The organism is Bradyrhizobium sp. WBAH42, assembly GCF_024585265.1.
GTDB lineage: Bacteria > Pseudomonadota > Alphaproteobacteria > Rhizobiales > Xanthobacteraceae > Bradyrhizobium.
Genome location: NZ_CP036533.1, coordinates 759604 through 780661, shown reverse-complemented (window position 1 = coordinate 780661; position 21058 = coordinate 759604). Strand labels below are relative to the sequence as shown.

The 21058-nt window shown below is 65.2% G+C and carries 19 protein-coding genes and 1 tRNA gene; 10 read left to right on the top strand and 10 right to left on the bottom strand.

Annotated elements, in window-relative coordinates:
* Positions 1-69 precede the first annotated feature (69 nt).
* Positions 70-552, bottom strand: a complete 483-nt coding sequence (locus tag DCG74_RS03685; RefSeq protein WP_172788809.1) for a MaoC family dehydratase — start codon at positions 550-552, stop codon at positions 70-72.
* A gap of 259 nt (positions 553-811) precedes the next feature.
* On the opposite strand from DCG74_RS03685, the gene DCG74_RS03680 reads away from it, so the two are divergent.
* Positions 812-1726 carry a DMT family transporter gene (locus DCG74_RS03680; RefSeq protein WP_172788808.1) on the top strand — a complete coding sequence of 305 codons (915 nt, stop codon included), beginning with the start codon at positions 812-814 and terminating at the stop codon, positions 1724-1726.
* A gap of 166 nt (positions 1727-1892) precedes the next feature.
* Here DCG74_RS03680 and DCG74_RS03675 read toward each other — a convergent pair whose 3' ends face one another.
* The 3 genes from DCG74_RS03675 to rplU all read right to left on the bottom strand — a co-directional run bounded on the left by DCG74_RS03675 (position 1893) and on the right by rplU (position 3387).
* Positions 1893-2486: a GNAT family N-acetyltransferase gene (locus DCG74_RS03675; RefSeq protein ID WP_172788807.1), complete on the bottom strand. Its 594-nt coding sequence runs from the start codon at positions 2484-2486 to the stop codon at positions 1893-1895.
* A gap of 148 nt (positions 2487-2634) precedes the next feature.
* The gene (gene rpmA, locus DCG74_RS03670) at positions 2635-2904 is read right to left on the bottom strand and encodes a 50S ribosomal protein L27 (protein ID WP_008538809.1); all 270 of its coding nucleotides are present in this window, start codon (positions 2902-2904) and stop codon (positions 2635-2637) included.
* A gap of 102 nt (positions 2905-3006) precedes the next feature.
* Entirely contained in the window at positions 3007-3387 is a 381-nt protein-coding gene (gene rplU, locus DCG74_RS03665; RefSeq protein ID WP_172788806.1) for a 50S ribosomal protein L21, read from the bottom strand.
* A gap of 334 nt (positions 3388-3721) precedes the next feature.
* Here rplU and DCG74_RS03660 point away from each other — a divergent pair, with 334 nt between their 5' ends.
* Positions 3722-4855, top strand: a complete 1134-nt coding sequence (locus tag DCG74_RS03660; RefSeq protein ID WP_172788805.1) for an ROK family protein — start codon at positions 3722-3724, stop codon at positions 4853-4855.
* Positions 4856-5399: 544 nt separating this feature from the next.
* Here DCG74_RS03660 and DCG74_RS03655 read toward each other — a convergent pair.
* Positions 5400-6263: an alpha/beta fold hydrolase gene (locus tag DCG74_RS03655; RefSeq protein WP_172788804.1), complete on the bottom strand. Its 864-nt coding sequence runs from the start codon at positions 6261-6263 to the stop codon at positions 5400-5402.
* A gap of 161 nt (positions 6264-6424) precedes the next feature.
* Here DCG74_RS03655 and DCG74_RS03650 point away from each other — a divergent pair.
* A tRNA-Ser gene (locus tag DCG74_RS03650) sits at positions 6425-6514 on the top strand.
* A 35-nt stretch (positions 6515-6549) separates the two neighbouring features.
* Here the strand turns inward: DCG74_RS03650 and DCG74_RS03645 are convergent.
* Positions 6550-7461, bottom strand: coding sequence for a LysR family transcriptional regulator (locus DCG74_RS03645; RefSeq protein WP_172788803.1), 912 nt, complete (start codon positions 7459-7461; stop codon positions 6550-6552).
* Between the two features lie 111 nt (positions 7462-7572).
* Here DCG74_RS03645 and DCG74_RS03640 point away from each other — a divergent pair, with 111 nt between their 5' ends.
* Positions 7573-9210 carry an FAD-dependent oxidoreductase gene (locus tag DCG74_RS03640; RefSeq protein WP_172788802.1) on the top strand — a complete coding sequence of 546 codons (1638 nt, stop codon included), beginning with the start codon at positions 7573-7575 and terminating at the stop codon, positions 9208-9210.
* Positions 9211-9274: 64 nt separating this feature from the next.
* Positions 9275-10270, top strand: a complete 996-nt coding sequence (locus DCG74_RS03635; RefSeq protein WP_172788801.1) for a tripartite tricarboxylate transporter substrate binding protein — start codon at positions 9275-9277, stop codon at positions 10268-10270.
* A gap of 196 nt (positions 10271-10466) precedes the next feature.
* Here the strand turns inward: DCG74_RS03635 and DCG74_RS03630 are convergent, their stop codons facing one another.
* Positions 10467-11369, bottom strand: coding sequence for a LysR family transcriptional regulator (locus tag DCG74_RS03630; protein ID WP_172788800.1), 903 nt, complete (start codon positions 11367-11369; stop codon positions 10467-10469).
* Between the two features lie 92 nt (positions 11370-11461).
* On the opposite strand from DCG74_RS03630, the gene DCG74_RS03625 reads away from it, so the two are divergent.
* The 4 genes from DCG74_RS03625 to DCG74_RS03610 all read left to right on the top strand — a co-directional run bounded on the left by DCG74_RS03625 (position 11462) and on the right by DCG74_RS03610 (position 15828).
* Positions 11462-12523 carry an aldo/keto reductase gene (locus tag DCG74_RS03625; protein ID WP_172788799.1) on the top strand — a complete coding sequence of 354 codons (1062 nt, stop codon included), beginning with the start codon at positions 11462-11464 and terminating at the stop codon, positions 12521-12523.
* 88 nt (positions 12524-12611) lie between these two features.
* Positions 12612-13127, top strand: coding sequence for a nuclear transport factor 2 family protein (locus DCG74_RS03620; RefSeq protein WP_172788798.1), 516 nt, complete (start codon positions 12612-12614; stop codon positions 13125-13127).
* Between the two features lie 370 nt (positions 13128-13497).
* On the top strand, positions 13498-14637 hold the full coding sequence (locus DCG74_RS03615; RefSeq protein ID WP_172788797.1) for an FAD-dependent oxidoreductase: 1140 nt from the start codon (positions 13498-13500) through the stop codon (positions 14635-14637).
* Positions 14638-14967: 330 nt separating this feature from the next.
* The gene (locus tag DCG74_RS03610) at positions 14968-15828 is read left to right on the top strand and encodes a DMT family transporter (protein WP_172788796.1); all 861 of its coding nucleotides are present in this window, start codon (positions 14968-14970) and stop codon (positions 15826-15828) included.
* 15 nt (positions 15829-15843) lie between these two features.
* Here DCG74_RS03610 and DCG74_RS03605 read toward each other — a convergent pair whose 3' ends face one another.
* Positions 15844-16779, bottom strand: a complete 936-nt coding sequence (locus DCG74_RS03605; protein WP_172788795.1) for a LysR family transcriptional regulator — start codon at positions 16777-16779, stop codon at positions 15844-15846.
* 94 nt (positions 16780-16873) lie between these two features.
* Between DCG74_RS03605 and DCG74_RS03600 the strand changes: the two genes are divergently transcribed.
* Entirely contained in the window at positions 16874-17728 is an 855-nt protein-coding gene (locus DCG74_RS03600; RefSeq protein WP_172788794.1) for an NAD(P)H-dependent oxidoreductase, read from the top strand.
* A gap of 48 nt (positions 17729-17776) precedes the next feature.
* On the opposite strand, the gene DCG74_RS03595 is transcribed toward DCG74_RS03600, so the two are convergent.
* Both DCG74_RS03595 and DCG74_RS03590 read right to left on the bottom strand, forming a co-directional pair.
* On the bottom strand, positions 17777-18985 hold the full coding sequence (locus DCG74_RS03595; protein WP_172788793.1) for an EAL domain-containing protein: 1209 nt from the start codon (positions 18983-18985) through the stop codon (positions 17777-17779).
* Between the two features lie 601 nt (positions 18986-19586).
* Positions 19587-20750: a hypothetical protein gene (locus tag DCG74_RS03590; RefSeq protein WP_172788792.1), complete on the bottom strand. Its 1164-nt coding sequence runs from the start codon at positions 20748-20750 to the stop codon at positions 19587-19589.
* Positions 20751-21058: the final 308 nt, after the last annotated feature.

Below are 21058 nucleotides of genomic sequence, written 5' to 3'. Positions count from 1 at the left end.
CAGCCGGCCCCCTCCGGCAACCCGAACACCCTGCGAATCGGCCGAATTTCTGGCGATTCTGCCCCTTGCTTAACCGGCCGGCCGCCGCCGGATCAGGAATTTCTGCAGTCCCTCCAGCACCAGCTCCTTGCGCTGGTTGAACACGGTGCTGCGAAGCGCCACCGTGCCGGTCGAGCGCCCCGGCACAAGCTCGGTGACCTGGAGCGCCGGATAAAGGGTGTCGTCGGCGAACACGGGTTTCAGAAAGCGGCTCGATTGCTCGAGGAAGCCGACCAGCGATTCCTCGACCAGGAACGGAAACAGGCCGGCGCCCGGCGCGGTGTGGATCAGGGTCTGGAAGCCGTGGGCGAGCAGATGCGGCATGCCGCGGGCGCGGCAATATTCGACGTCATAGTGCACGGGATGGGTGTCGCCGCTCGCGGTCTGGAATGCGGCGAACACAGCCGAGGTCTGGGTGCGGCTCGGCAGCACGAAGCGTTCGCCCACGACGAAATCCTCAAACCAGCGTTGCGTCGGGATCATGCGATGCCGGGCCGGATCGAAATCGGTCATGTCAGGCTCTCTGGTCGATGTGGCTCGTATCGCTACCGCGATGCGAAGAGTGCGACAATCCGTTCAATTCGGCGGTAGCGGGCTTGTCCCGGCGGCTCACGTCATTAAAACGACCGCAAGCGACTCCGGTCGCCATGATTCCGCGCTCTCTCCTTGTCATTGCGAGGAGCGAAGCGACGAAGCAATCCAGACTGCCGCTGCGGAGACAGTCTGGATTGCTTCGCTTCGCTCGCAATGACGCTTCCCACGAACGACCGCAATGCCGCTCTTCAAGAATCTCTCCGCCTATGACGATCGCTCCGCGCGCCTGGCCGGCATCGGGCTCATGGTGCTGTCGATCTTCATGTTCTCGTTCGGCGATGCCATGGGCAAGTTCCTGGTCGGGACCTATTCGGTGGGGCAGCTCCTGTTCCTGCGCGCCTGCGCGGCGCTGCTGCTGCTGTCGCCCCTGATCTGGAAGCAGCGCGACCTGTTCCTGCATCTGGAGCGGCCGGGCCTGCAGCTGGTTCGCGTCGTGTTGTCGACGCTGGAAGTCGCCGCCTTCTTTCTCGCAACCGTCTATCTGCCGCTCGCCGACGTCATCACCTATTATCTCGCCGGGCCGATCTTCGTCACCGCAATGTCGGCGATCTTTCTCGGCGAGAAGGTCGGCTGGCGGCGCTGGACCGCGATCCTGATCGGCTTTTGCGGCGTCTTGATCGCGCTGCGCCCGTCTGCGCAGACGGTCAGCCTGCCGGCGCTGATCGCGCTCGGCGGCAGCCTCTCCTTCGCAACCCTGATGCTGATCACGCGCAGCCTGCGCAAGACGCCCGACATCGTGATGGCGTCCTCGCAATTCATCGGCACGTTTTCGCTGGGGGCGGTGCTGTCGGCGTTCCACTGGGTGCCGCCGACCCCTGGCAGCCTCGTGATCTTCGCGCTTGCCGGATGCGTCTCGGTGACCGCGCTGTTCTGCGTCAACCGCTCGCTCAAGCTCGCGCCGGCCAGCGTCGTGGTGCCCTATCAATATTCGATGATCGTCTGGGCCGTGATCTTCGGCTTCGTCGTGTTCGGCGACGTCCCGTCCATCGCAACACTCGTCGGCGCCGCCATCATCATCGGCGCCGGGTTCTATATCTACTTGCGCGAACGAGATTTGGGACGTTCCGGCGACGAAGTGAATCCGCCGGCGTAACTCTTACCCTCCCCTGGAGGGGGAGGGTCGATCGCGCGAAGCGCGAGCGGGGTGGGGTGATCTCTCCACTCGGGGACTGCTTCCGCTGAGAGACTGTCACCCCACCCCGTCTCACATTTCGCTGCGCTCAATGTGAGCCGACCCTCCCCCTCCAGGGGAGGGTAAGCTACCGCACCCGTCTTGCACTGCTCCAGCTCTTCAGCGAGGCCCACACCCCGCGCGAGAGGCGGAAGCAGTCGACGGGCGTCGAGGAGCCCAGCGCCAGGAAGCGGTGCAGCTGCACGCCGCTCCATTGGAAGCCGCACTTCTCCAGCACCTTGCGCGAGGCCGGATTGGTGACGCGCGCGCCGGCATGGAGATGCTCGTCCTCGAACTCCTCGAAGAAGAAGTCGATCGCGCCGCGCGCGGCCTCGGTGGCAAAGCCCTGGCCCCAATGCTCGACGCCGAGCCAATAGCCGAGCTCGGCATTGCCGGGCCTGGAGCAATCGATGCCGACCATGCCGACCGGACCGCTGTCGTGCTCGATCAGGAACACGGTCTCAGCTCCGAGCTCGGCGGTGGCGCGGATGAAGTCGGCGGCGTCGTCCTGCGAATAGGGATGCGGCAGGCGGCGGGTGTTCTCGGCGACACGGCGGTCGTTGGCGAGCCGGGCGATGGTCCTGACGTCGGCCAGCGTCGGCCGCCGCAAGGTCAGCCGCTCGGTGGCGACGACGCTGGGTCTCGCCTCGGCCAAGGTCACGCTCGAAAAATCCTGCAACATGTCCGGCTCCGTGAAAGTCACTAATGCAAAGTGAGCAACGAAAAGGGGAGGCCGGTTTCCCGCCTCCCCTTGGAGCCTTCGATCTGTTGGGATCTTCAGGACTCCGCCGGTTCAGTCGGGACCGGCGGACTCCAATTTGATCCACCGTCTATTCAGCAGCCTCGGCAATCGGAAGCACCGATACGAAGGTGCGGCCGTTGGCTTTGGCCTGGAACGCAACGCGGCCCTCGATCTTGGCGAACAGAGTATGATCCGTGCCCATGCCGACATTGAGGCCGGGATGCCAGGTGGTGCCGCGCTGACGCGCAATGATGTTGCCGGGCGTGACGATCTCGCCGCCGAACGCCTTGATACCGAGGCGCTTGCCCTTGGAATCGCGACCGTTGCGCGATGAACCGCCTGCTTTTTTGTGAGCCATGGCTCGTCTCCGAAATCCTGCGTAGTTCTAGGTCAATTCCTTGACGGAATCATTTCAAAATTTCTCACGCTTCAATTCGTGAATTGGCGTGATCGATTTCCGTTACTCGGCGGCTTCCGCTGCCGGCGCCACCTTCTCCTTCTTCGGACGCGGGCCCTTGGTGGGCTTGGCGCCGTCGGTCAGGATCTCGCTAATGCGCAGCACGGTGATCTCGTCGCGATAGCCGCGCTTGCGGCGCGAATTCTTGCGGCGGCGCTTCTTGAAGGCGATGACCTTGGGGCCGCGCTTGTGGTCGAGCACCTCGACCGCGACGGACGCGCCTGCCACCGTCGGAACGCCCAGCACCGGCGTGTCGCCGCCGACCACCAGAACTTCATTCAACTGCACGATCGAGCCGACTTCGCCTTCGATCTTGCCAACTTCGAGAACATCATCCGGCACGACGCGGTATTGCTTGCCGCCGGTTTTGATGACTGCGAACATCGTTCTTTCTCCGTGTTCAATCCCGGCCTCGGGACGTCTTCGTCCGGGTCGGCTTTTTGTCAGTCGCTATGGGTTTATCTGCGTTTTGCGCGGGTGGGTTTTATCCCTTTGAAAACCCACGCAAAAACAAGCGGCGCGAGAAACGCCCCGCGCCGGCTGTGGGACTTATAGCCGCGATCCGCCCAGAGTCAAGGAAAACTGGGCGAAAACCGCCCGGATTTGAAGGATTTGGCGAGAGTTCCAGCGCGTGGGCTGAATCTGCCGCCGGCTTGCAACCAACGGGTTCCCACCCCGTTGTGTCCTCGCAAATTGGACACGCGGGCAAGGGCTTATCATGGCGACGGACGAACTGGTCAAGACGACGGGCATCGCCCAGCACGGCGCGAGCCGCCTGCCGTCGGTCGATGTCGACAGCTTCAACATCGAGATCAAGGACGAGGACGGGTTTCTCGGCGACCGCGCCTCTAAGGGCGCCTTTCGCGAGATCCTCGAGGAATGGCGCAAGCCCTTACGCAAGAGCGGCGAGGATCCGTTCGGCGAGGAGCCGTCCGACAAGATCAGCAAGAAGGTCCTGGATGCCGTTCTGGTCGGCGACGACACCGAGGCCACCGCCGTCGTGCACAGCGCGATCGAGGATTTTGCGCAGGAGCTCGCCTACGTCACGCGGCGATTCCTCAAGACCAAGGCCTGGGCCAAGACCGAATGCATCGTGGTCGGCGGCGGCTTTCGCGCCTCTAGGCTCGGCGAGATCGCCATTGCTCGGGCCGAGATCATCCTGAAATCGGAGGGCTTCAAGGTCGACCTGGTGCCGATCCGCTTCGACCCTGACGATGCCGGCCTCATCGGAGCCTTGCACCTCGCGCCGTCCTGGATCTTCGAGGCCTATGACAGCATTCTCGCCGTCGATATCGGCGGCACCAACATCCGCTGCGGCATCGTCGAGACCCGCTGGAAGAAGGCGCCCGATCTGTCCAAGGCGATCGTCTTCAAATCCGAGCTGTGGCGCCACGCCGACGACGAGCCGAGCCGCGAAGCCGCCGTGAAGCGGCTGGTCAAGATGCTGCAAGGCCTCGTCGAGGACGCCGCGGCCGAAGGCTTCAAGCTCGCACCCTTCATCGGCATCGCCTGTCCCGGTGTGATCAACGCGGACGGCTCGATCGAGAAGGGCGCGCAGAACCTGCCCGGCAATTGGGAGAGCAGCAAGTTCAACCTGCCGGCGAGCCTGGTCGAGGCCATTCCGCAGATCGGCGACCACGACACCGCGATCCTGATGCACAATGACGGCGTGGTTCAGGGCCTCTCCGAGGTGCCGTTCATGCAGCATGTCCAGCGTTGGGGCGTGCTCACCATCGGCACCGGCCTCGGCAACGCGCGCTTCACCAATCGCCGCAAGGAAAGCAACGGCAAGGACAAGGACTCCGCCGAGAACGGCAAGAAAAAGGACAAGGACGGCAAGAAGGGCGACTGAGCGGCCAAGGTCGATCGGCCAACGCGCCGCTGCCCACCTCTCCCGAAGGGAGAGGTCGAATGGCATCGAGAGATGCCATTCGGGTGAGGGGTTTCGGTCTCGATCATGCTGACCGCATGTCCGCCCCCGGCCTTACCGCGCCCGGGTAACCTTGACCGGTTAGGTTAAGGGACGGATTGCGTTGCGGGAAACCCGCCGCCCGCTAGGGTCTAGCCGTCGCTTCCACTCGGCCGGCGAAGCCGCCCTTCACGGCCAGTATTTCAATGAGCGGCACGGGACCGCCAGTGTTTACCGCGTCTGGCGGTCCCACCCCTTTTTCTGAACATCGGCTTTTGAGAGCTTTTTGCTGCTGCCATCCTTCGAGACGCCCGCCTTGGGCGGGCTCCTCAGGATGAGGGCGGAGTGCGTGGCTGCAGCTTCAACGGGCACTGACGCTGATTAGCCTCATCCTGAGGAGGCGCGTAAGCGCCGTCTCGAAGGACGAGGCGTGCGCGCAGGCCGCCGCACCAGGTCCATCGCTGCCCGAGTTCGGCCTTCTTGCGCCTCAACTCCACCCCACCCGCTGAAAGAACGCCGCAATCTCGCTTGCCGCGCGATCCGGATCTTCCCGATGCGGGAAGTGGCCGACGCCGGGAAACATCTTAAGGTCGAGATCGCTGAACGTCTCGCCCAGCCGGTCGGTCCACGCATAAGGAAACAGCGGATCGTGCTCGGCCCAGCGCACGCAGGTCGGCACCGCGATCGGCGGAAGCCTGGGCGCTTCGCCCTTCATCATCGCGACCCGCCCTTCATGCGAGGCACGGTAATGCGCAAAGCCGCCGGCGAGGTTGCCGTCTTTCAGGAAATTGTCGGTGAAGGCTTCCAGCACCTCGTCGAAGGCGCCTCTCCGGTGCGCCCAGCCCTTGAGGAAATGGCCGATATAGAGCCGGCAGCTCTCCCGGCTCGCACCAATGAGCTGTGGCGCCATCTCCATCTGGTGAAAGGACTGGTACCAGATGTGGTTGAGCCGATCAGGCGCGGCCATCCGCGGCCCGATCCCGGGATAGACGAAATCGAACAGGAACAGCCCGGCGAATCGCTTCGGCGCCAGCCGGGCCAGGGGCTGCATGACGGCGCCGCCGACATCGTGGCCGACCACGCCGAATCGGTCGATGCCGAGCCTGTCCATCAGCGCCAGCATGTCGGCCGCGTGCCCGTCCGGCCCGTAAGGGCCATCCGGCTTGTCGCTGTCGCCGAACCCGCGCAGATCAGGCGCGATGAGCGTGAACCGGTCCGAAAGCCGCGATATGACCGGCTCCCAGGTCAGCCAGAATTCCGGCCAGCCATGCAGCAAAAGCAGCGGTTTGCCCTTTCCGGCGCGGACCAGGTGGAAATCGGCGCCATTGGCCGTGATGGTCAGGTGCTCCATGGCGGTTCCTTTCGCGCTTAGAGGCCAATCGGACGACAAATGGGCAGACAAGGGCTGAAACAGGCAGCGGATTTTCCCCTTTCGCGCCTTGTCTGGCCCGCCATCCTCGCTTATGAACGCCCCCAACCACAGGGGCGCCTCGCCTCTATATGGCGCCTTCAGGAGAGGTGGCAGAGTGGTTGAATGCACCGCACTCGAAATGCGGCATAGGTGCAAGCCTATCGGGGGTTCGAATCCCTCCCTCTCCGCCAGCTCAACGACGATCCTTCCAAATAGCTCCGCAAAATCAGCCTGATGCCGGTGCCGTTCGGCCGGCCAGCACCGCCCGCGCCGTCGCCACGAAGGCCTGCGCCGCCGGCGACAGCGTTCGGCCCTGGCGCTGCAGCAGCGACACGGGGCGCGTGAGGGCGGGGCGCACGAGCGGTCTTGCGATCAGTGTCGGGAACTGGTCGGCCGGCAGCATCGTCGCGGGAAGGATCGCGAGACCGAGACCCTGCGCCGTCATGGCGAGGGCGGTGTTGATCAAGGTCACTTCATAGGTCGGATCGAGACGCTTGCCCTGCGCGCTCAGGGCCTGATCGATCTGCATGCGGATCCGCGTCTCCCGGCGCATCGCGATGGTCGGCAGTTGCGCCAGCTCGTCCCAGGTGAGGGAGCGACGTGCGGCGAAGTCCGCGGTGCGGCGGCCGATCGCGCTCAGGCGGCCGCTTGTCAGCGTCTCGATCGTCAAGTCCGCGAATTCGCCTTCCACGCTGCCGATCGCGAACTCGGCATCGGTCGTGGTCAGCCGTGGCACGAGATCGTCGGCGGCAACATCCCGCATGTCGATCTCGATGCCGGGATGGCTGGCGCGGAATTTCGCCAGCACCATGGGCAGCAGCGCCGATGCGGTGCCGGCCGAGGCGAGAAACGCGACGCGGCCGGCGCGGGCCTGCGCGAGGTCGCGCATGCGGCGCGACAGGCCTTGCGCATCGCTCAGCATACGTTCGGCGGCGTGGAACGCCTCGTCGGCAGCCAGCGTCGGCTGCACCAAACGCGTGGAGCGGTCGAACAGCTTGACGCCGAGCTGGGTCTCGAGCTGCTGGATCAACAGGCTCGCCGCCGATTGCGTAATGCCGAGCTCGCGGGCGGCCCGCGTGATGCTGCGCGTCCGGTACACGCCGGTGAAGGCCTCCAATTGGCGCAAGGTGACATTCATCGGAAAAGCTCATGAATTGATGAGTACTTTCCGGCTTATCTCATAAGCCGGCCTGCAATAAAATGCATGATGTGCGGGCGGACAGAATCCGCGGCAAGGATTGGAGCGAGCATGAGAGCGCAAGTGCTGGTGGTGGGCGCCGGGCCCGTCGGATTGACTGCGGCGATGGATCTCGCCTCGCGCGGGATCGACGTCGTCGTCGCGGAAATCCGCCACGCCGGCGATCCGCCCAGCGTCAAGTGCAATCACGTGTCGGCGCGCTCGATGGAGATTTTTCGACGGCTCGGAATTGCCGCCAAGCTGCGCGATGCGGGACTTCCTGCGGACTTTCCCAACGATTGCTCCTATCGGACCACGGCGACCGGGATCGAGCTTTGCCGCATCGACATTCCCTCCCGCGCGCGCCGCTATAGCGCGACGGGCCCCGACACCTGGTGGCCGACGCCCGAGCCGCCGCACCGGATCAACCAGGTCTATCTCGAGCCGATCCTGTTCAGCCATGCCGCCGCGCAGCCGCGCATCAAGATCCTGCCGCGCACCGAAATCACCGACATCGAGCAGCACGATGACCACGTCGTCGCGCTGGCGCGCGATCTCGACAGCGGACATGCGCTCCGCATCGAAGCCAGCTTCGTGATCGGCTGCGACGGCAGCCGATCCCTCGTTCGGAAAGCGATCGGTGCCAGCCTGTCCGGCACGCCGGTGATCCAGCGCGTGCAGTCGACCTTCATCGAGGCCCCGCAACTGAAGGAGTTGATGGGCGCACACAAGCCGGCCTGGATGGTGCTCGCGCTCAACCCGCGCCGCTCCGGCACCGTTGTTGCGATCGACGGTCACGACCGCTGGCTGATCCACAACCACCTGAAGCCCGACGAGCCCGAGTTCGATTCGGTCGATCGCGACTGGGCCATCCGCGCCATCCTCGGCGTCGATGAGCGCTTCGAATACCGCGTGCTCAGCAAGGAGGATTGGGTCGGGCGTCGCCTCGTGGCCGATCGCTTCCGCGACCGCAGGGTCTTCATCTGCGGCGACGCCGCGCATCTGTGGATGCCCTATGCCGGCTACGGCATGAATGCGGGCATTGCGGATGCCGTCGATCTCTGCTGGCAATTGGCGGCGCATCTGAACGGCTGGGCGCCGGCTGCGATCCTCGATGCCTATGAGGCGGAGCGCCAGCCCATCACCGAGCAGGTGTCGCGCTTTGCGATGGACCATGCGATGAAGATGATGGCGCAGCGCGGCGGCGTACCTTCGGAGATCGAGGACGACACGCCGCGCGGCCATGCGGCGCGCGCCGCGCTGGCGAGAGCGGCCTATGATCTCAACGTGCAGCAATATTGCTGTGCCGGCCTCAACTTCGGCTATTATTACGATGCCTCGCCGATCATCGCCTATGACGGCGAGACGCCGCCGCCCTATGCGATGGGCAGCTTCACGCCCTCCACCGTGCCGGGCGCTCGCGCGCCGCATTTGTGCCTGCGTGACGGACGCTCGCTCTACGACGCCTTCGGCCCCGGCTACACATTGCTGCGGTTCGACCCGGCCATCGATGTGACGCGGCTACAAGACGCTGCAAAGGAGCGGGGCGTGCCGCTGGCGCTGGTCGACGTTGCGCCGGAGGAGGCGAACGGCGCCTATGCCGAGAAGCTCGTGCTGGCGCGGCCCGACCAGCACATCGCCTGGCGCGGGCAGTCCGCGCCGGAGAACCCGCTGGGCCTGCTGGCACGTATCACTGGCGCTGCGGCGTAAGACGACACCGAGCGGACGGCCTGGCGGCGCAGCTCGCCAGGCCGACTTTCAAAAGCAGGAACGCATGGAGGAGGAGAGCGTGTTTCACGTTGCAAGGCGCCGCATCCTGGCCGCGCTGACGGCCGCGACTTTCGCGGTGTTGCCGCCGGCGGCGGCCCGAGCCGCCTATCCCGAGCAATTGATCAAGATCATCGTGACCTTCCCGCCCGGCGGCAGCGCCGACACCGTCATCCGCGCGCTCGAGCCGCTGGTCACAGCCGAGCTCAAGCAGAGCCTGGTGATCGAGAACCGCGCCGGCGCCGGCGGCAACATCGGCATGGCCGCGGTCGCGCAGGCGAGGCCGGACGGCTACACGCTCGGCGTGGCGCCGGCAGGCGCGCTGACGGTGAATCCACACCTCAACGCCGCGATGCCGTTCGCGCTGAAGGATCTCGCGCCCATCACCCTGCTCGCGGAAATTCCCTTTGTGCTGGTCGCATCCGCGAATATCCCGGCGCGTAACACCGCGGAGACGATCGCGCTCGCCAAGGCGAGGCCAGGTGCGCTGTCGATCGGGCATGGCGGCAACTCGACGGCGATGCATTTGACCGCCGCGCTGTTCACGCACAAGACCGGAATCGCGATGGAGCTGGTCCCGTATCGCGGGACGGCGCCGGCGGCGGTCGATGTTCTCGCAGGGCATGTCCCCTTCGCGGTGCTGGATATTCCGGCATCGCGGCAGTTGATCCTCGATGGCAAGCTCAACGCGATCGGCGTTTCCTCCGCCCGCCGCCTTTCATCCTTGCCCGATGTGCCGACGCTGGCCGAGAGCGGCATTGCGGGTTTCGAATCCGTCGGCTGGTTCGGGCTCGTTGCGCCCGCCGGCACGCCTGCGGATGTCATGGGACGGCTGAACGACGCCTTCACCAAGGCGCTGAAGGATCCTTCCGTGGCGGAGAAGATCCGGACCCTCGGCGCGGAGCCTGCGCCGACCTCGCCGGAGCAGTTCGGCCGCTTCATTGAGAGCGAGAGCACGAAATGGGGCAAGCTGATCAGCGAGGCCGGCATCAAGGCAAACTAGAGCGGGCTTGAGGGATTGCCGCGGCTCGTTCACCTCTCCCGCTTGCGGGAGAGGTCGGCGCGAAGCGCCGGGTGAGGGCTTTCTCCTCTTGGGGATTGTCCCATTGCGGAAACACCTTCTCCCCAACCCTCTCCCGCAAGCGGGAGAGGGAGCGCACGTTCGTTTTTGCGGCGATCGAGCCTCATTTCACTGCGCGCTAGCGCTTTCCGCTCGGCCGATAACGCACGTGATCGATCAGCGCGCGCAGCTTCGGCGGAAGATTCCGCCGATCCGGAAAGTAGAGGAAGAAGCCGGGGAAGAACGGGCAATATTCCTCCAGCACGGGCACCAATTCTCCTCGTTCGATATAGGATCGAAACGTTTCCTCCATGCCGAATGTCAGGCCGCCTCCCGCGCAGGCGGTCCGCACCATGACCCACATGTCGTTGGTCGTGATCCTCGGCTCCACCGCGACGTCGAACTCGCGCCCTCCTTCCGCAAATTCCCAGCGGTAGGGAGCGACGTGCGGCGCCGGCCGCCACCCGATGCAGCAATGCTGCGCAAGCTCGCGCGGATGAGAGGGGGCGCCGAACCGTTCCAGATAGGCCGGAGCGGCCACGACCAGCTGGCGCTGATCGCCCGAGACCGGCACGGCGATCATGTCCTGCTCGATCACTTCGCCGAGCCGGACGCCTGCATCAAAGCCCTCGGCCACGATGTCGAATTCGTCATCGGTCACGGTCACGTCAACCCGCACGCCGGGATTGGCGTGCGTGAATTCGGCCAGCAATGGACCGCGAATGAAACGCTCGGCGATCGATGAGACGGCGAGACGCAGCTGCCCCGTCGGCTGCGCGTCACGGTCGCGGGCGCCATTGATCGCCTGTTCGACTTCGGCGAGCGCCGGCGCCACGCGCTGATGCAAGCGCACGCCGGCTTCGGTGAGACTGACGCTGCGCGTCGTGCGCTGGACGAGAGCCACGCCCAACTGGTCTTCCATGCGTCGGACAGCTTGGCTCACGGCGGATCGTGTCACGCCGAGCCGCTCGGCGGCGCCACGGAAGCTCTTGGCTTCCGCGACCGCGATGAAAACGGCGACGAGGTTCAGGTCGGTGGTCATTGGTTAGCTAGGCTTACCACCCCAGTCATCATTGGCCAACTTCTCCCACCTCTCACCGGGGACTACCTCCGAACCACACGAAGGAGGCTCTGATGACGTCGCTCGATCAATACCGCCTGCTTGGCCGCTCCGGCCTGCGCATATCTCCCCTTGCCCTGGGCACGATGACCTTCGGGACGGAGTGGGGATGGGGCGCCGACCCCAGTGAGGCACGGCGGATCTTCGATCTGTACGTCGACCGCGGCGGCAATTTCATCGACACCGCGGTGAACTACACCAATGGCGCTTCCGAGCGCTTGGTCGGCCAGTTCGCACGGGAGAAGCGCGATCGCCTCGTGCTCGCGACCAAGTTCACCATGGCCCGCGATCCCGGCAACCCCAATTCCGGCGGCAACCACCGGCTCAACATGGTTCGTTCCGTGGAGCAGAGCCTGCGGCAACTCGATACGGACCGCATCGACCTGCTTTACCTCCACGCTTGGGATGCGACGACGCAGCCGGATGAGGTGATGCGCGGCCTGGACGATCTCGTGCGCACCGGAAAGATTTTGTACGTCGGCATCTGCAACACGCCGGCTTGGCGCATTTCACAGCTGCAGACGATGGCAGATCTGCGCGGTTGGTCGCCCTTCGTTGCCCTCCAGATCGAATACAATCTGGTCGAGCGCACCGTCGAACACGAGCTCATCCCGCTGGCAGCAGCCCTCGGCCTGGGCGTGCTGCCCTGGTCGCCCCTCGGCGGCGGCGTGCTCACCGGCAAGTACACCCGCGCCGATCTAAGGGATTCTCAGGAACGGGCGGTCGGAACCACACGCGCCTCGATCATCGCGTCATCCGGCCTTCTCAACGAGCGATCGCTCGCCGCGGCCGAAACGGTGCGAACCATCGCCTCGGAGCTCGGCGCAACGTCCTCGCAGGTAGCCATCGCATGGACGCTGGCCAATCCGGCGGTCACCGCGCCGGTGATCGGCGCCCGCACCCTGGAGCAGGCGGAAGACAATTTCGGCGCGGTCGGGATAACGTTGTCTGCCGAACAGATGGCGCGCCTCGACCAGGCGACTGCGCCAGATCCCATTTTTCCAGGCCGCTTCTTGCGCCGCCCCATGGTGGAGCAACTCATCTTTGGCGGCGCCAGCGTCGCGCGGCGCGGCTAGATCGGGCAACAACACGTCGCCGATCTCGACCGACCGCGCGTGCATCACTTCGGGGCAGGACGACATTTGCACCAGAGAGGGAGACACAATGGCAGTCATGGTCAATCGCGTACTTGCGTGGTGCGTCTATGCGGTCATCTTCACTGCATCCAGCCTGACAACGGCCGCGCCTTGCGGACAGGCCAGTTCGGTGCAGGGTGACAACAAGCGGGTCGTCGCCGATGCATTCGATCGATGGGCGGCGGGAGGAACCAGATTCTTCAATGACCTGCTGCACGAAAACGTGGTGTGGCGCATCAAGGGATCCGGTCCAAGCGCCGGCGAGTTCAGAGGGCGCGAGGTGTTCCTCGATCGCGCGGTTCGCCCGTTCGCCAGCCGATTGTCGACACCGGTGCGTCCTACTGCCGTGAGGATCTTCGCCGATGGTGATCACGTCATCGCGCATTGGGAAGGCAGCGGCGTGGCCCGTGACGGCAGGCCTTACGCGAACAGTTATGCGTGGATCATGCTCATGCAGGATGGCAAGGCGGCCGAGGTCACGGCCTATCTCGACCTCGCACCCTATGACGACGTCCTGCGGCGTATTCCTTCGTCAGCGCAATAGGCGGGGTGCGAGTAGGCTTGATCGCGACAAGGGAAGGTGCGCTCCCTCCCACGCTTGCGGGGGAGGGGTGGGGAGAGGATGTCTCCGCGCTGGGATTATCGAGATTAACTGAGGACGTCCCTGCGCGGCGAGAGCCCTTACCCGCCGCGCTCTGCGAGCGCGATAGCCGAGGCTACGCCTCGGCGTCCTTTTGAAGGACGGCCGCCGAAGGCGGCCTATGCTCTCCCGCAAGCGGGAGAGGCGGAGCAAGCCTGCAGACGATCTGATACGGCGTTGTCGATGCCGGCCGTAATCGCCCTCCCGCAGACCTTGCAAACCCGCGAAATCATCGGGATGATCGCCGCGTCGTAGCATCGCCCGCGAGGCCTACATGCGAAAATGCGAAGTCGCCGTGCTGGGTCTGGGGCTCATGGGCGGAGCAGCGCTGGGCGCATTGCTGGATGCCGGCGTCGATGCGCTCGGCTTCGACCCTGTCGCAGCAGGTTCGGATCGAGGCTCGTCACATGGTTCATGTCGCATTTTCCGTCGCTTCAATTTCGAAAACCCCAACTACACCAGCCTGAGCGACGAGGCGCACGCCGGCTGGATCCGGCTGCAGAGCGAAAGCGGTCAAACAATTCTGACGGAAACCCCTGTTTTGGAGGCCGGCCGCCCCGGCTCCGCCATGGTGGCGTCCTCGCGCGCGGCCGCGATCGCGAAAGGGCGCCCGGATCCGATGTTGACCGCAGGCGAAGCGAACAAGGAATTTCCGGCTTTCAGCCTGCCCGGCGACTGGGACGTCGTCGTGCAGGACGGCGGCGCGATCCTGCACACTGAGGTCGTCATGACACTGATGCGCGCACGCGCTCGCGACCGTGTGATTCCGGAACGCGCGAGCTTCACGCCGCACCACGACGGCGTGTCGATCCGCACGGCGACCGAAGAGTTCTTCGCCGAGCGCGCTATACTGGCGCTGGGCCCATGGCTCGGTCGCGCGCTCCCGCAACTCGCCGCGCTGCTGAACGTGACCCGACAGGCGGTCGGCTGGTTCGCGCCTGCTAGCCCCGACACTGTGGCGCTCGGTCGTTTCCCGATCTTCATTCTGGACCGAGGTCCTGATGACATGGTCTACGGCTTTCCGGACTTCGAACAGCGCGGCGTTAAAGCTGCGCCTCACAACCACGGGCCCGTGGTCGGCCCCGACGACTGGGGTCCGCACGCCAGCGATGCCGAACTCCGCCCGATCGGCGAAGCGTTGGCCGCGCTCGTCCTGGGCGCGGCCGGGCCCATCATCGATCGCGACGTCTGCCTCTACACCAACACCGTGCCCGCCGACCGCCTGCTAGACGCGGGCGAGGAATTCATCATCGATCGCTGGCCGGATTCCCGCCTGATCGTCTGCTCCGCGTGTTCAGGCCATGGTGCGAAGTTCGCGCCCGCCATCGGGCAAAGGCTTGCTCGCCTTGCCACCGATCCGTCCTACCAGGCAGAACCCTTCTTTCAGCTGTCCCGATATTCTCGATTTGCCTGAGCGGATGCTGGATGTTGCGGTGACAGTGCACGCGCACCGTCCGGCGGCAGACGCCTTCACGAGACCCGGGCCAAAGCCCTGCCTGTCCGACCTCTTGCGACGATGCCACTATGCTCCTGTTTTGCTCGACGAAGCAAATGACGGGAGATTCCTCGGCTTTTTGGCTCCTGAAATCCTGCCCGACCCGCACCTGATCCAGCCCTCCGCGTAACCCATTGATCTTGCAACCCCCGTCTACTGTGCATGGGGTTGTTTTCGCACTTTTGTTGCTCCATGGCTGAACGCGAAGCGTTCAACCCTCACGGCACGCCCCCACCAAGCGAGACCAACATGCACTCTTCCGCCAGCGGCTGGGGCAACGGGCTCCTCGGCGTCATCATCTTCAGCGGCTCGCTGCCGGCGACGCGCGTGGCCGTCGGCGGCTTCTCGGCGCTGTTCCTGACCTCGGCGCGCGCCGTCATCGCGGCGCTGATCGGTGCGGCGGTGCTCGGCCTGCTCCGCCAGACTTGGCCGCAGCGGCAGGATCTCGCCTCGCTCACCATCGTCGCGATCGGCGTCGTGATCGGCTTTCCCCTGCTGACGGCGCTCGCGCTCCAGCACATCACGTCCGCGCGTTCCATCGTCTTCATCGGCCTGTTGCCGCTGGCGACCGCGATCTTCGGCGTGCTGCGCGGCGGCGAGCGGCCGCGGCCGCCGTTCTGGCTGTTCGCTTGTCTCGGCAGCGCCACGGTGGCCGGCTTCGCCCTCGCCGGCGACGGCGCGGCCTCGCTCACCGGCGATCTCCTGATGGTCGCCGCGATCGTGCTGTGCGGCCTCGGCTATGCCGAAGGCGCCGCGCTGTCGCGCCGCCTCGGCGGCTGGCAGGTGATCTCCTGGGCGCTGCTGCTCGCGCTGCCGCTGATGCTGGCGCTCGCAGTTCTGACGTGGCCGCCCGCCTGGAGCGGCATCAGTGGGCCCGCCTGGGTCGGGCTCGCTTATGTCTCCGTCTTCAGCATGTTCGTCGGCTTCATCTTCTGGTACCGCGGGCTCGCCATCGGCGGCATTGCCCGCGTCGGCCAGCTGCAGCAGCTACAGCCGTTCTTCGGTCTCGCGCTCGCAGCTCTTCTGCTGCACGAGCCGGTCGCAGGAAGCATGATCGCCGCGACCGCGATCGTGGTCGCCTGCGTCTTCTTCGCGCGACGGTTTGCGTGAGGACAACCCGCTTCGTTACTTCCTGCCGGATTGAGGCTTTTCGATCCCGGGCAATCGCGCGATCTGCTCGGCGAGGAAATCGACCAGGAGGCGCACGCGCGCAACGCCGGACCGCTCCGGCACGATCAGCATGTTCAGCGGAACGGGCGGCGGCGAATAGTCCGGCAGCACGCGTTCGAGGCGGCCGTCGGCGAGCAGGTCGTTGACCAGCCAAAGATGCGCCGGCGCAATGCCGCGGCCCGCCGCGAGCGCCTCACGCGCGGCCAGCCCGTGATCCAGGCGCAGCCGCCCGCTGAAGGGTATCGCATTGCGGCCACCGCGGCGGCCCTGCAGCACGAGGACATCGCTGCCGGCGATGTTGGACATGCGAACGCCCTCGTGATGGGCGAGGTCTTGCGGACGCGCGGGCCGGCCACGCGCGGCAAGATAGCCGGGTGCGGCCACGAGCAGCCGCCGCGACTGGCCAAGCGACTTCAGCTTCATCGTGCTTTCGGCGAGCGGCCCCAAACGGAGTGCGACATCGACGCCCTCCCGGACGAGGTCGATCCGCTCGTCGGTCAGGCTGAGGTCGACCGACACGTCCGGATAGATGTCCTGAAAGGCGAAGATGAAACGGCTGACGTGGAGCACGCCGAACGCCGCGGTGCAGGAGACCCGGACAGTTCCGGCCGGCGCGCCGCGCGTCGAGCGCGCCTCGTCGCCGGCCTGCTCGACGAGACGCAGGATATGCACGCAGTCGGCGTAGTAATTGCGGCCCTCCGCCGTCATGGTGACCCTGCGCGTGGTCCTGGTGAGCAGCGGCACGCCGACCGCCTGCTCCAGCTCTCGAATGTGCCGCGTCACGGTGGATTGTCCGACCCCGAGCTCGCGCGCGACCGCGGACAGGCTTCCGCGCTCGGCGACGCGCACGAAGCTGCGCATGCGCTCGAGCGTAACCTCCGACCTATCCATTTTCCGGCACAATCTTATCCATTGGCCGCTTCTACCGGATCGCGGTCCAGGGCGCTATCTGCCGAGCGCAAATCATCAATCCAATGGTGCCGACATGAAAGTGTTGATCGTCTTTGCTCATCCTGAAGCGCGCTCGCTGAATGGTTCGCTCCGGGATGTCGCCATCAGAGAGCTCGAGGCGCAGGGCCACGAGGTGCGGGTCTCCGACCTCTATGCCGGGGGCTGGAAGTCCGAGGTCGATCGCGGCGACTTCCCGTCGCTGCCGAACGATGCGCGTCTCTCGGTTGCCGCGGCATCCAAGCAGGCGTTCGAGGCGGGCACGCTGACCGCCGACGTCAAGGGCGAGATCGAGAAGCTGCTGTGGGCCGATGTTCTGATCCTGCAATTTCCGCTGTGGTGGTTCAGCATGCCTGCGATCCTCAAGGGCTGGGTCGACCGCGTGTTCGCCTACGGTTTCGCCTATGGTGTCGGCGAGCACAGCGACAAGCGATGGGGCGACCGTTACGGCGAGGGGACCCTGGTAGGCAAACGCGCGATGCTGATCGTGACCGCCGGCGGCTGGCAGGACCATTATTCCGCCCGCGGCATCAATGGGCCGATCGACGACCTGCTGTTTCCGATCAATCACGGCATTCTCTATTATCCCGGCTATGACGTCCTGCCGCCGTTCGTGGTCTATCAGGCCGACAGGTTCGACGACGCCGCTTTCGCCGCGGCGGCCGAACGCCTGCGCGAGAGGATGAGAACGCTTGCGACGACGTCACCGATTCCCTATCGGCGCCAGAATGGCGGCGATTACGTCATCCCGAGCATGCAGCTCCGCGCCGGGCTCGAGTCGCCCGGGGCGCGCGGTTTCGCGCTCCACTTCGATCGGCCTGATGAATGCGGCGCGGCGGACAAGCCTGGCGTGATTCGATCGACGACAAATCTCCGCGCCGCAACCGCGTAGTTGCGAGACGGCTCGCGTCGCGCTCTCGAGGCTGGGAGCGCGACGCGCTCATCCCATCACGGTTCGCGTCAGCGCGCTGCGTGCAAACTTCTTCAGCGGCATCGGCTTGCCGAACAGAAAGCCCTGCACGAGGTCGAAGCCGAGCTCGTTCGCGGCGACGAGATCGGCGCGGCTTTCGACCCCTTGCGCCACCGCGCGCGCGCCAAAGCCCTGCGCCAGCTCGACGATGTGACGGCACACCGTGCGCTTCAGCCGGTCGCCGCCGCTGCCGGTGACGAATTGCCGATCGGCCTTCAGCTTGACGAAGGGAATCTTGTCCAGGTCCATCAGCGAGGGCCAGTTGGCGCCGAGATTGTCGATCGACAGGCCGATATTGTGCAGGCCGACCTCGCGCGCGACCTCGCCCAGGAGATCGAGCTCGCGGATCGCCTCCTCGCTGTCGATCTCGACCGTCAGTCCGCCGAAGGCCGGGTGTGTCGGCACGCGGCGGCAGAGATCGCGCACCGCCTGCGGCTCCCTGAGATAGGAGGCGGGAAGATTGATCGACAGGTCGACCGGACTTTGTTGCTCGAGAAGATAGTGCCAGTCCTGCATGGCGCGATCGATCACGAACTCCGACAGCGCGCGAAAATGCGGATCGTGCGGCTCCGGGATGAAATAGGCCGGCGGCACCACGCCCCAGGTCGGATGCCGCATCCGCACCAAGGCCTCGGCGCCGTTGCGGACCAGCGTGCGCGCGTCGATCTTGGGCTGGTACCAGAGCTCCAGCCAGCCGGCATGCAAGGCCTCGCCGACATGCACGGCCGGGCTCGGCGCCGGCTCCTCCGGCAGCAGCATGGCAACGCGCTCGCGCAGCGTCTCCGCGGCAAAGGGCGTCGTCAGCGGCGGCAGCATCGCAAGGCCGTATTCCTCACCGACCTGCCGCACGGCTTTGACGATGATCGAATCGCGGGCGCCGACGGCGAGAACCTTGCCGGAAAATGCCTCGCGCACCAGGATTTCGAGGAATCGTCCCGGCTCGATGCCGTCGGCGGCGACGCCGAGCAGGATCAGGTCGGGCAGTTCGCTGGCGAGCACGGTCTGCAGCTCGTCGGCGCTGGCGCATTCGCAGGTGACGAAGCCGAGATCTTCGAGGATCTCGCTGAGAAAGGCGCGCAAGTGACGCTTGCTGTCGGCCACGCAGGCGCGCGGCGTCACCTTTCGTCGTCCGAAGGTCACAGGCCTTCGTCCGACGAGCTCAATCATCCCATCGTTCATTGCAACACCACTCCCGTTCCGTGACGGTTTCATAACCGCGGAGCGTGGGTTCAAATAAGGAGAGCTTCACATCGTTCTTGAATTATCTGAGTAACGTTAAGCCCTGCAATTCGAGCTAATTTGTCGACAGATTCTTCGAAATGAATTCGCATACCCGAGCACCACACGCGCAGCGCCGGTTGTTGCAGGTGAAATGCCTCCGCGCGTGCTTGGCGCGCGACTTGCCGCTCGACGGCGTCGAAGGATGCACGCGCGCGGTTGCTCCGAGGCGGCGATCAAGCCGGCGCAGCGTTAATCGGCGGCGACTTTCAACTCGCGCCTTCCCGCGATGCGCGCGTCGCGGCCTTCCGCGCGTGACGATTCTGCGACAACGGGTCCGGGCTAGCGGCCAAGAATGTGAAGTACATCACACGCGCATTGCTGCACTCGCGCTAAAGGTTCCCCGAGCTGGTGGAGGGCTGTCGAGGACTACAGCTATGTCGATGCGGCGAATGATGTATTGGTGGTTCAGGTTCGTGCTGTCAGGGCGATTCATGGATCGCTTCCTGTGCCTGCCGCGTTAGCCGCGCTGTGCACCGTGGCCTTCGCGGCCGGACCCGATCTAGGTCTGCCCGATCAATTTGCGGAACGCCGCCGCGCCGTCCTGCATCGCGTCGCGTCCCTTCCAGGCCAGATAGCTCAGCTTGCCGCCGATCGTGTCGTGGCTGCGCAGCCGCCGCGAGCCGAGAATGTGGCCGACATTGGAGGGGAAGCGGCTCACCTCGGCGGAGACCAGCGCCGCGATCGCGTCCATCAATTGCTGGAGGCGGACGCCCCATTCGCAATGCTCGATGCCGTCGATGCGAACCTTGAGCGCATATTCGGTGTCATAGATTTCGGCGAGCAGGTCGCGGGCGATCAGCACCCGGTTGTGCCGGAGTGCGACGCGAAGTGCGAGGCGCTTGTCGTCGAGCCGGTCGAGGACCATCGGCACGACGCAGGCATAGGGTGTGGCGGCGGCGTCCGCGGCGGCCTTGCTCGCAGCCGCCCTGGTGGCAAGCCGCACCAATTGCCATGAGGTCTTCAGTCGTCGCGCCACCAGCGCCAGCGCGAAGGGCAGCGCCTGGGGATGGGCCTTCTTGAAGGCGTCGAGCTGCGCGGTGATCTGGGCGACTTGGCCATCGTCGAACTTCGCGATCTTCTCGGGCAGCTTCGCGTTGAACTTCGGTAGCGCATCGCCGGCGCGCAACACATGCAGCATCTTCACGACGTCGTCGAAAGCGGTGCGCGAGGCCGTATATTGCCCGAGCTTGGCGCGCGCAGATTCGGCGCTCTCGGGCGAATTGAGCGTGCTCTCGAGGACCTTGACGACCTTGGTCTGGAAGGTCGAGGCGATCTTCTGCACTTCCTTGGGGTTGTTGGCGGCGACCTGGTCGCCGATCGCCTTGATGTAGTCGCGCGCCATGGTCGGCAGCAGGTCGCGGCAGATCCACTCCCACATCGGGGTGAGGGTGTTGCGCGAGATCCGCCCCATGTTGGCATGCTCGGGCGCGCCGTCGATCAGCAGCAGCTCCAGCGGTGCGAAGAAATAGCGCGACGGGCTGGTGGCGCGCGCCTGGCTCGATCCGTCCTTGCGGAATTCGGCGCGCAAGCGCGCCTGGATGTCGGCCGAACCGGGCATGTCGATGCCGCACAGCTCGAGCCGCTCGAGCTCGCTGAGCAGACAGCTGCGCGACAGCGGCGTCAGCCTCTGCAGAAATTCCGACAGCCGATCGATCTCGTCCATGGCACGCAATCTTTCGCAGCGTGGCCCGCGGGCTTGCGGGCCCAATGCGTGGAGGCATTTGCGCGCTCTCAACCTCCCTAGAGAAGCAAGTCGCCGTTAATTAATCCGTAAAATCCGGGGGGCGCATGTCGGAGCAAGGCGGCCGCACGAGGAGCTTTTCCTCGTCCGAGACCAGGATCTGGGCAGAAAACTCAACCGCTACATGGTCGCGTGCGACGTCGCGCAAGCACAAATTGTGCCGAAGCCGTCATTTTAGCGTAAAAGGGCCCAAATCACCGTAGTCTTACGGAGCAGAAAGTTAACCACAG

Excerpts from the sequence above, each read along its gene's own strand:
- DCG74_RS03685 (WP_172788809.1), bottom strand. The coding sequence starts at position 552 with ATGACCGATTTCGATCCGGCCCGGCATCGCATGATCCCGACGCAACGC.
- DCG74_RS03680 (WP_172788808.1), top strand. The coding sequence starts at position 812 with ATGCCGCTCTTCAAGAATCTCTCCGCCTATGACGATCGCTCCGCGCGC.
- DCG74_RS03675 (WP_172788807.1), bottom strand. The coding sequence starts at position 2,486 with ATGTTGCAGGATTTTTCGAGCGTGACCTTGGCCGAGGCGAGACCCAGC.
- rpmA (WP_008538809.1), bottom strand. The coding sequence starts at position 2,904 with ATGGCTCACAAAAAAGCAGGCGGTTCATCGCGCAACGGTCGCGATTCC.
- rplU (WP_172788806.1), bottom strand. The coding sequence starts at position 3,387 with ATGTTCGCAGTCATCAAAACCGGCGGCAAGCAATACCGCGTCGTGCCG.
- DCG74_RS03660 (WP_172788805.1), top strand. The coding sequence starts at position 3,722 with ATGGCGACGGACGAACTGGTCAAGACGACGGGCATCGCCCAGCACGGC.
- DCG74_RS03655 (WP_172788804.1), bottom strand. The coding sequence starts at position 6,263 with ATGGAGCACCTGACCATCACGGCCAATGGCGCCGATTTCCACCTGGTC.
- DCG74_RS03645 (WP_172788803.1), bottom strand. The coding sequence starts at position 7,461 with ATGAATGTCACCTTGCGCCAATTGGAGGCCTTCACCGGCGTGTACCGG.
- DCG74_RS03640 (WP_172788802.1), top strand. The coding sequence starts at position 7,573 with ATGAGAGCGCAAGTGCTGGTGGTGGGCGCCGGGCCCGTCGGATTGACT.
- DCG74_RS03635 (WP_172788801.1), top strand. The coding sequence starts at position 9,275 with ATGGAGGAGGAGAGCGTGTTTCACGTTGCAAGGCGCCGCATCCTGGCC.
- DCG74_RS03630 (WP_172788800.1), bottom strand. The coding sequence starts at position 11,369 with ATGACCACCGACCTGAACCTCGTCGCCGTTTTCATCGCGGTCGCGGAA.
- DCG74_RS03625 (WP_172788799.1), top strand. The coding sequence starts at position 11,462 with ATGACGTCGCTCGATCAATACCGCCTGCTTGGCCGCTCCGGCCTGCGC.
- DCG74_RS03620 (WP_172788798.1), top strand. The coding sequence starts at position 12,612 with ATGGCAGTCATGGTCAATCGCGTACTTGCGTGGTGCGTCTATGCGGTC.
- DCG74_RS03615 (WP_172788797.1), top strand. The coding sequence starts at position 13,498 with ATGCGAAAATGCGAAGTCGCCGTGCTGGGTCTGGGGCTCATGGGCGGA.
- DCG74_RS03610 (WP_172788796.1), top strand. The coding sequence starts at position 14,968 with ATGCACTCTTCCGCCAGCGGCTGGGGCAACGGGCTCCTCGGCGTCATC.
- DCG74_RS03605 (WP_172788795.1), bottom strand. The coding sequence starts at position 16,779 with ATGGATAGGTCGGAGGTTACGCTCGAGCGCATGCGCAGCTTCGTGCGC.
- DCG74_RS03600 (WP_172788794.1), top strand. The coding sequence starts at position 16,874 with ATGAAAGTGTTGATCGTCTTTGCTCATCCTGAAGCGCGCTCGCTGAAT.
- DCG74_RS03595 (WP_172788793.1), bottom strand. The coding sequence starts at position 18,985 with ATGAACGATGGGATGATTGAGCTCGTCGGACGAAGGCCTGTGACCTTC.
- DCG74_RS03590 (WP_172788792.1), bottom strand. The coding sequence starts at position 20,750 with ATGGACGAGATCGATCGGCTGTCGGAATTTCTGCAGAGGCTGACGCCG.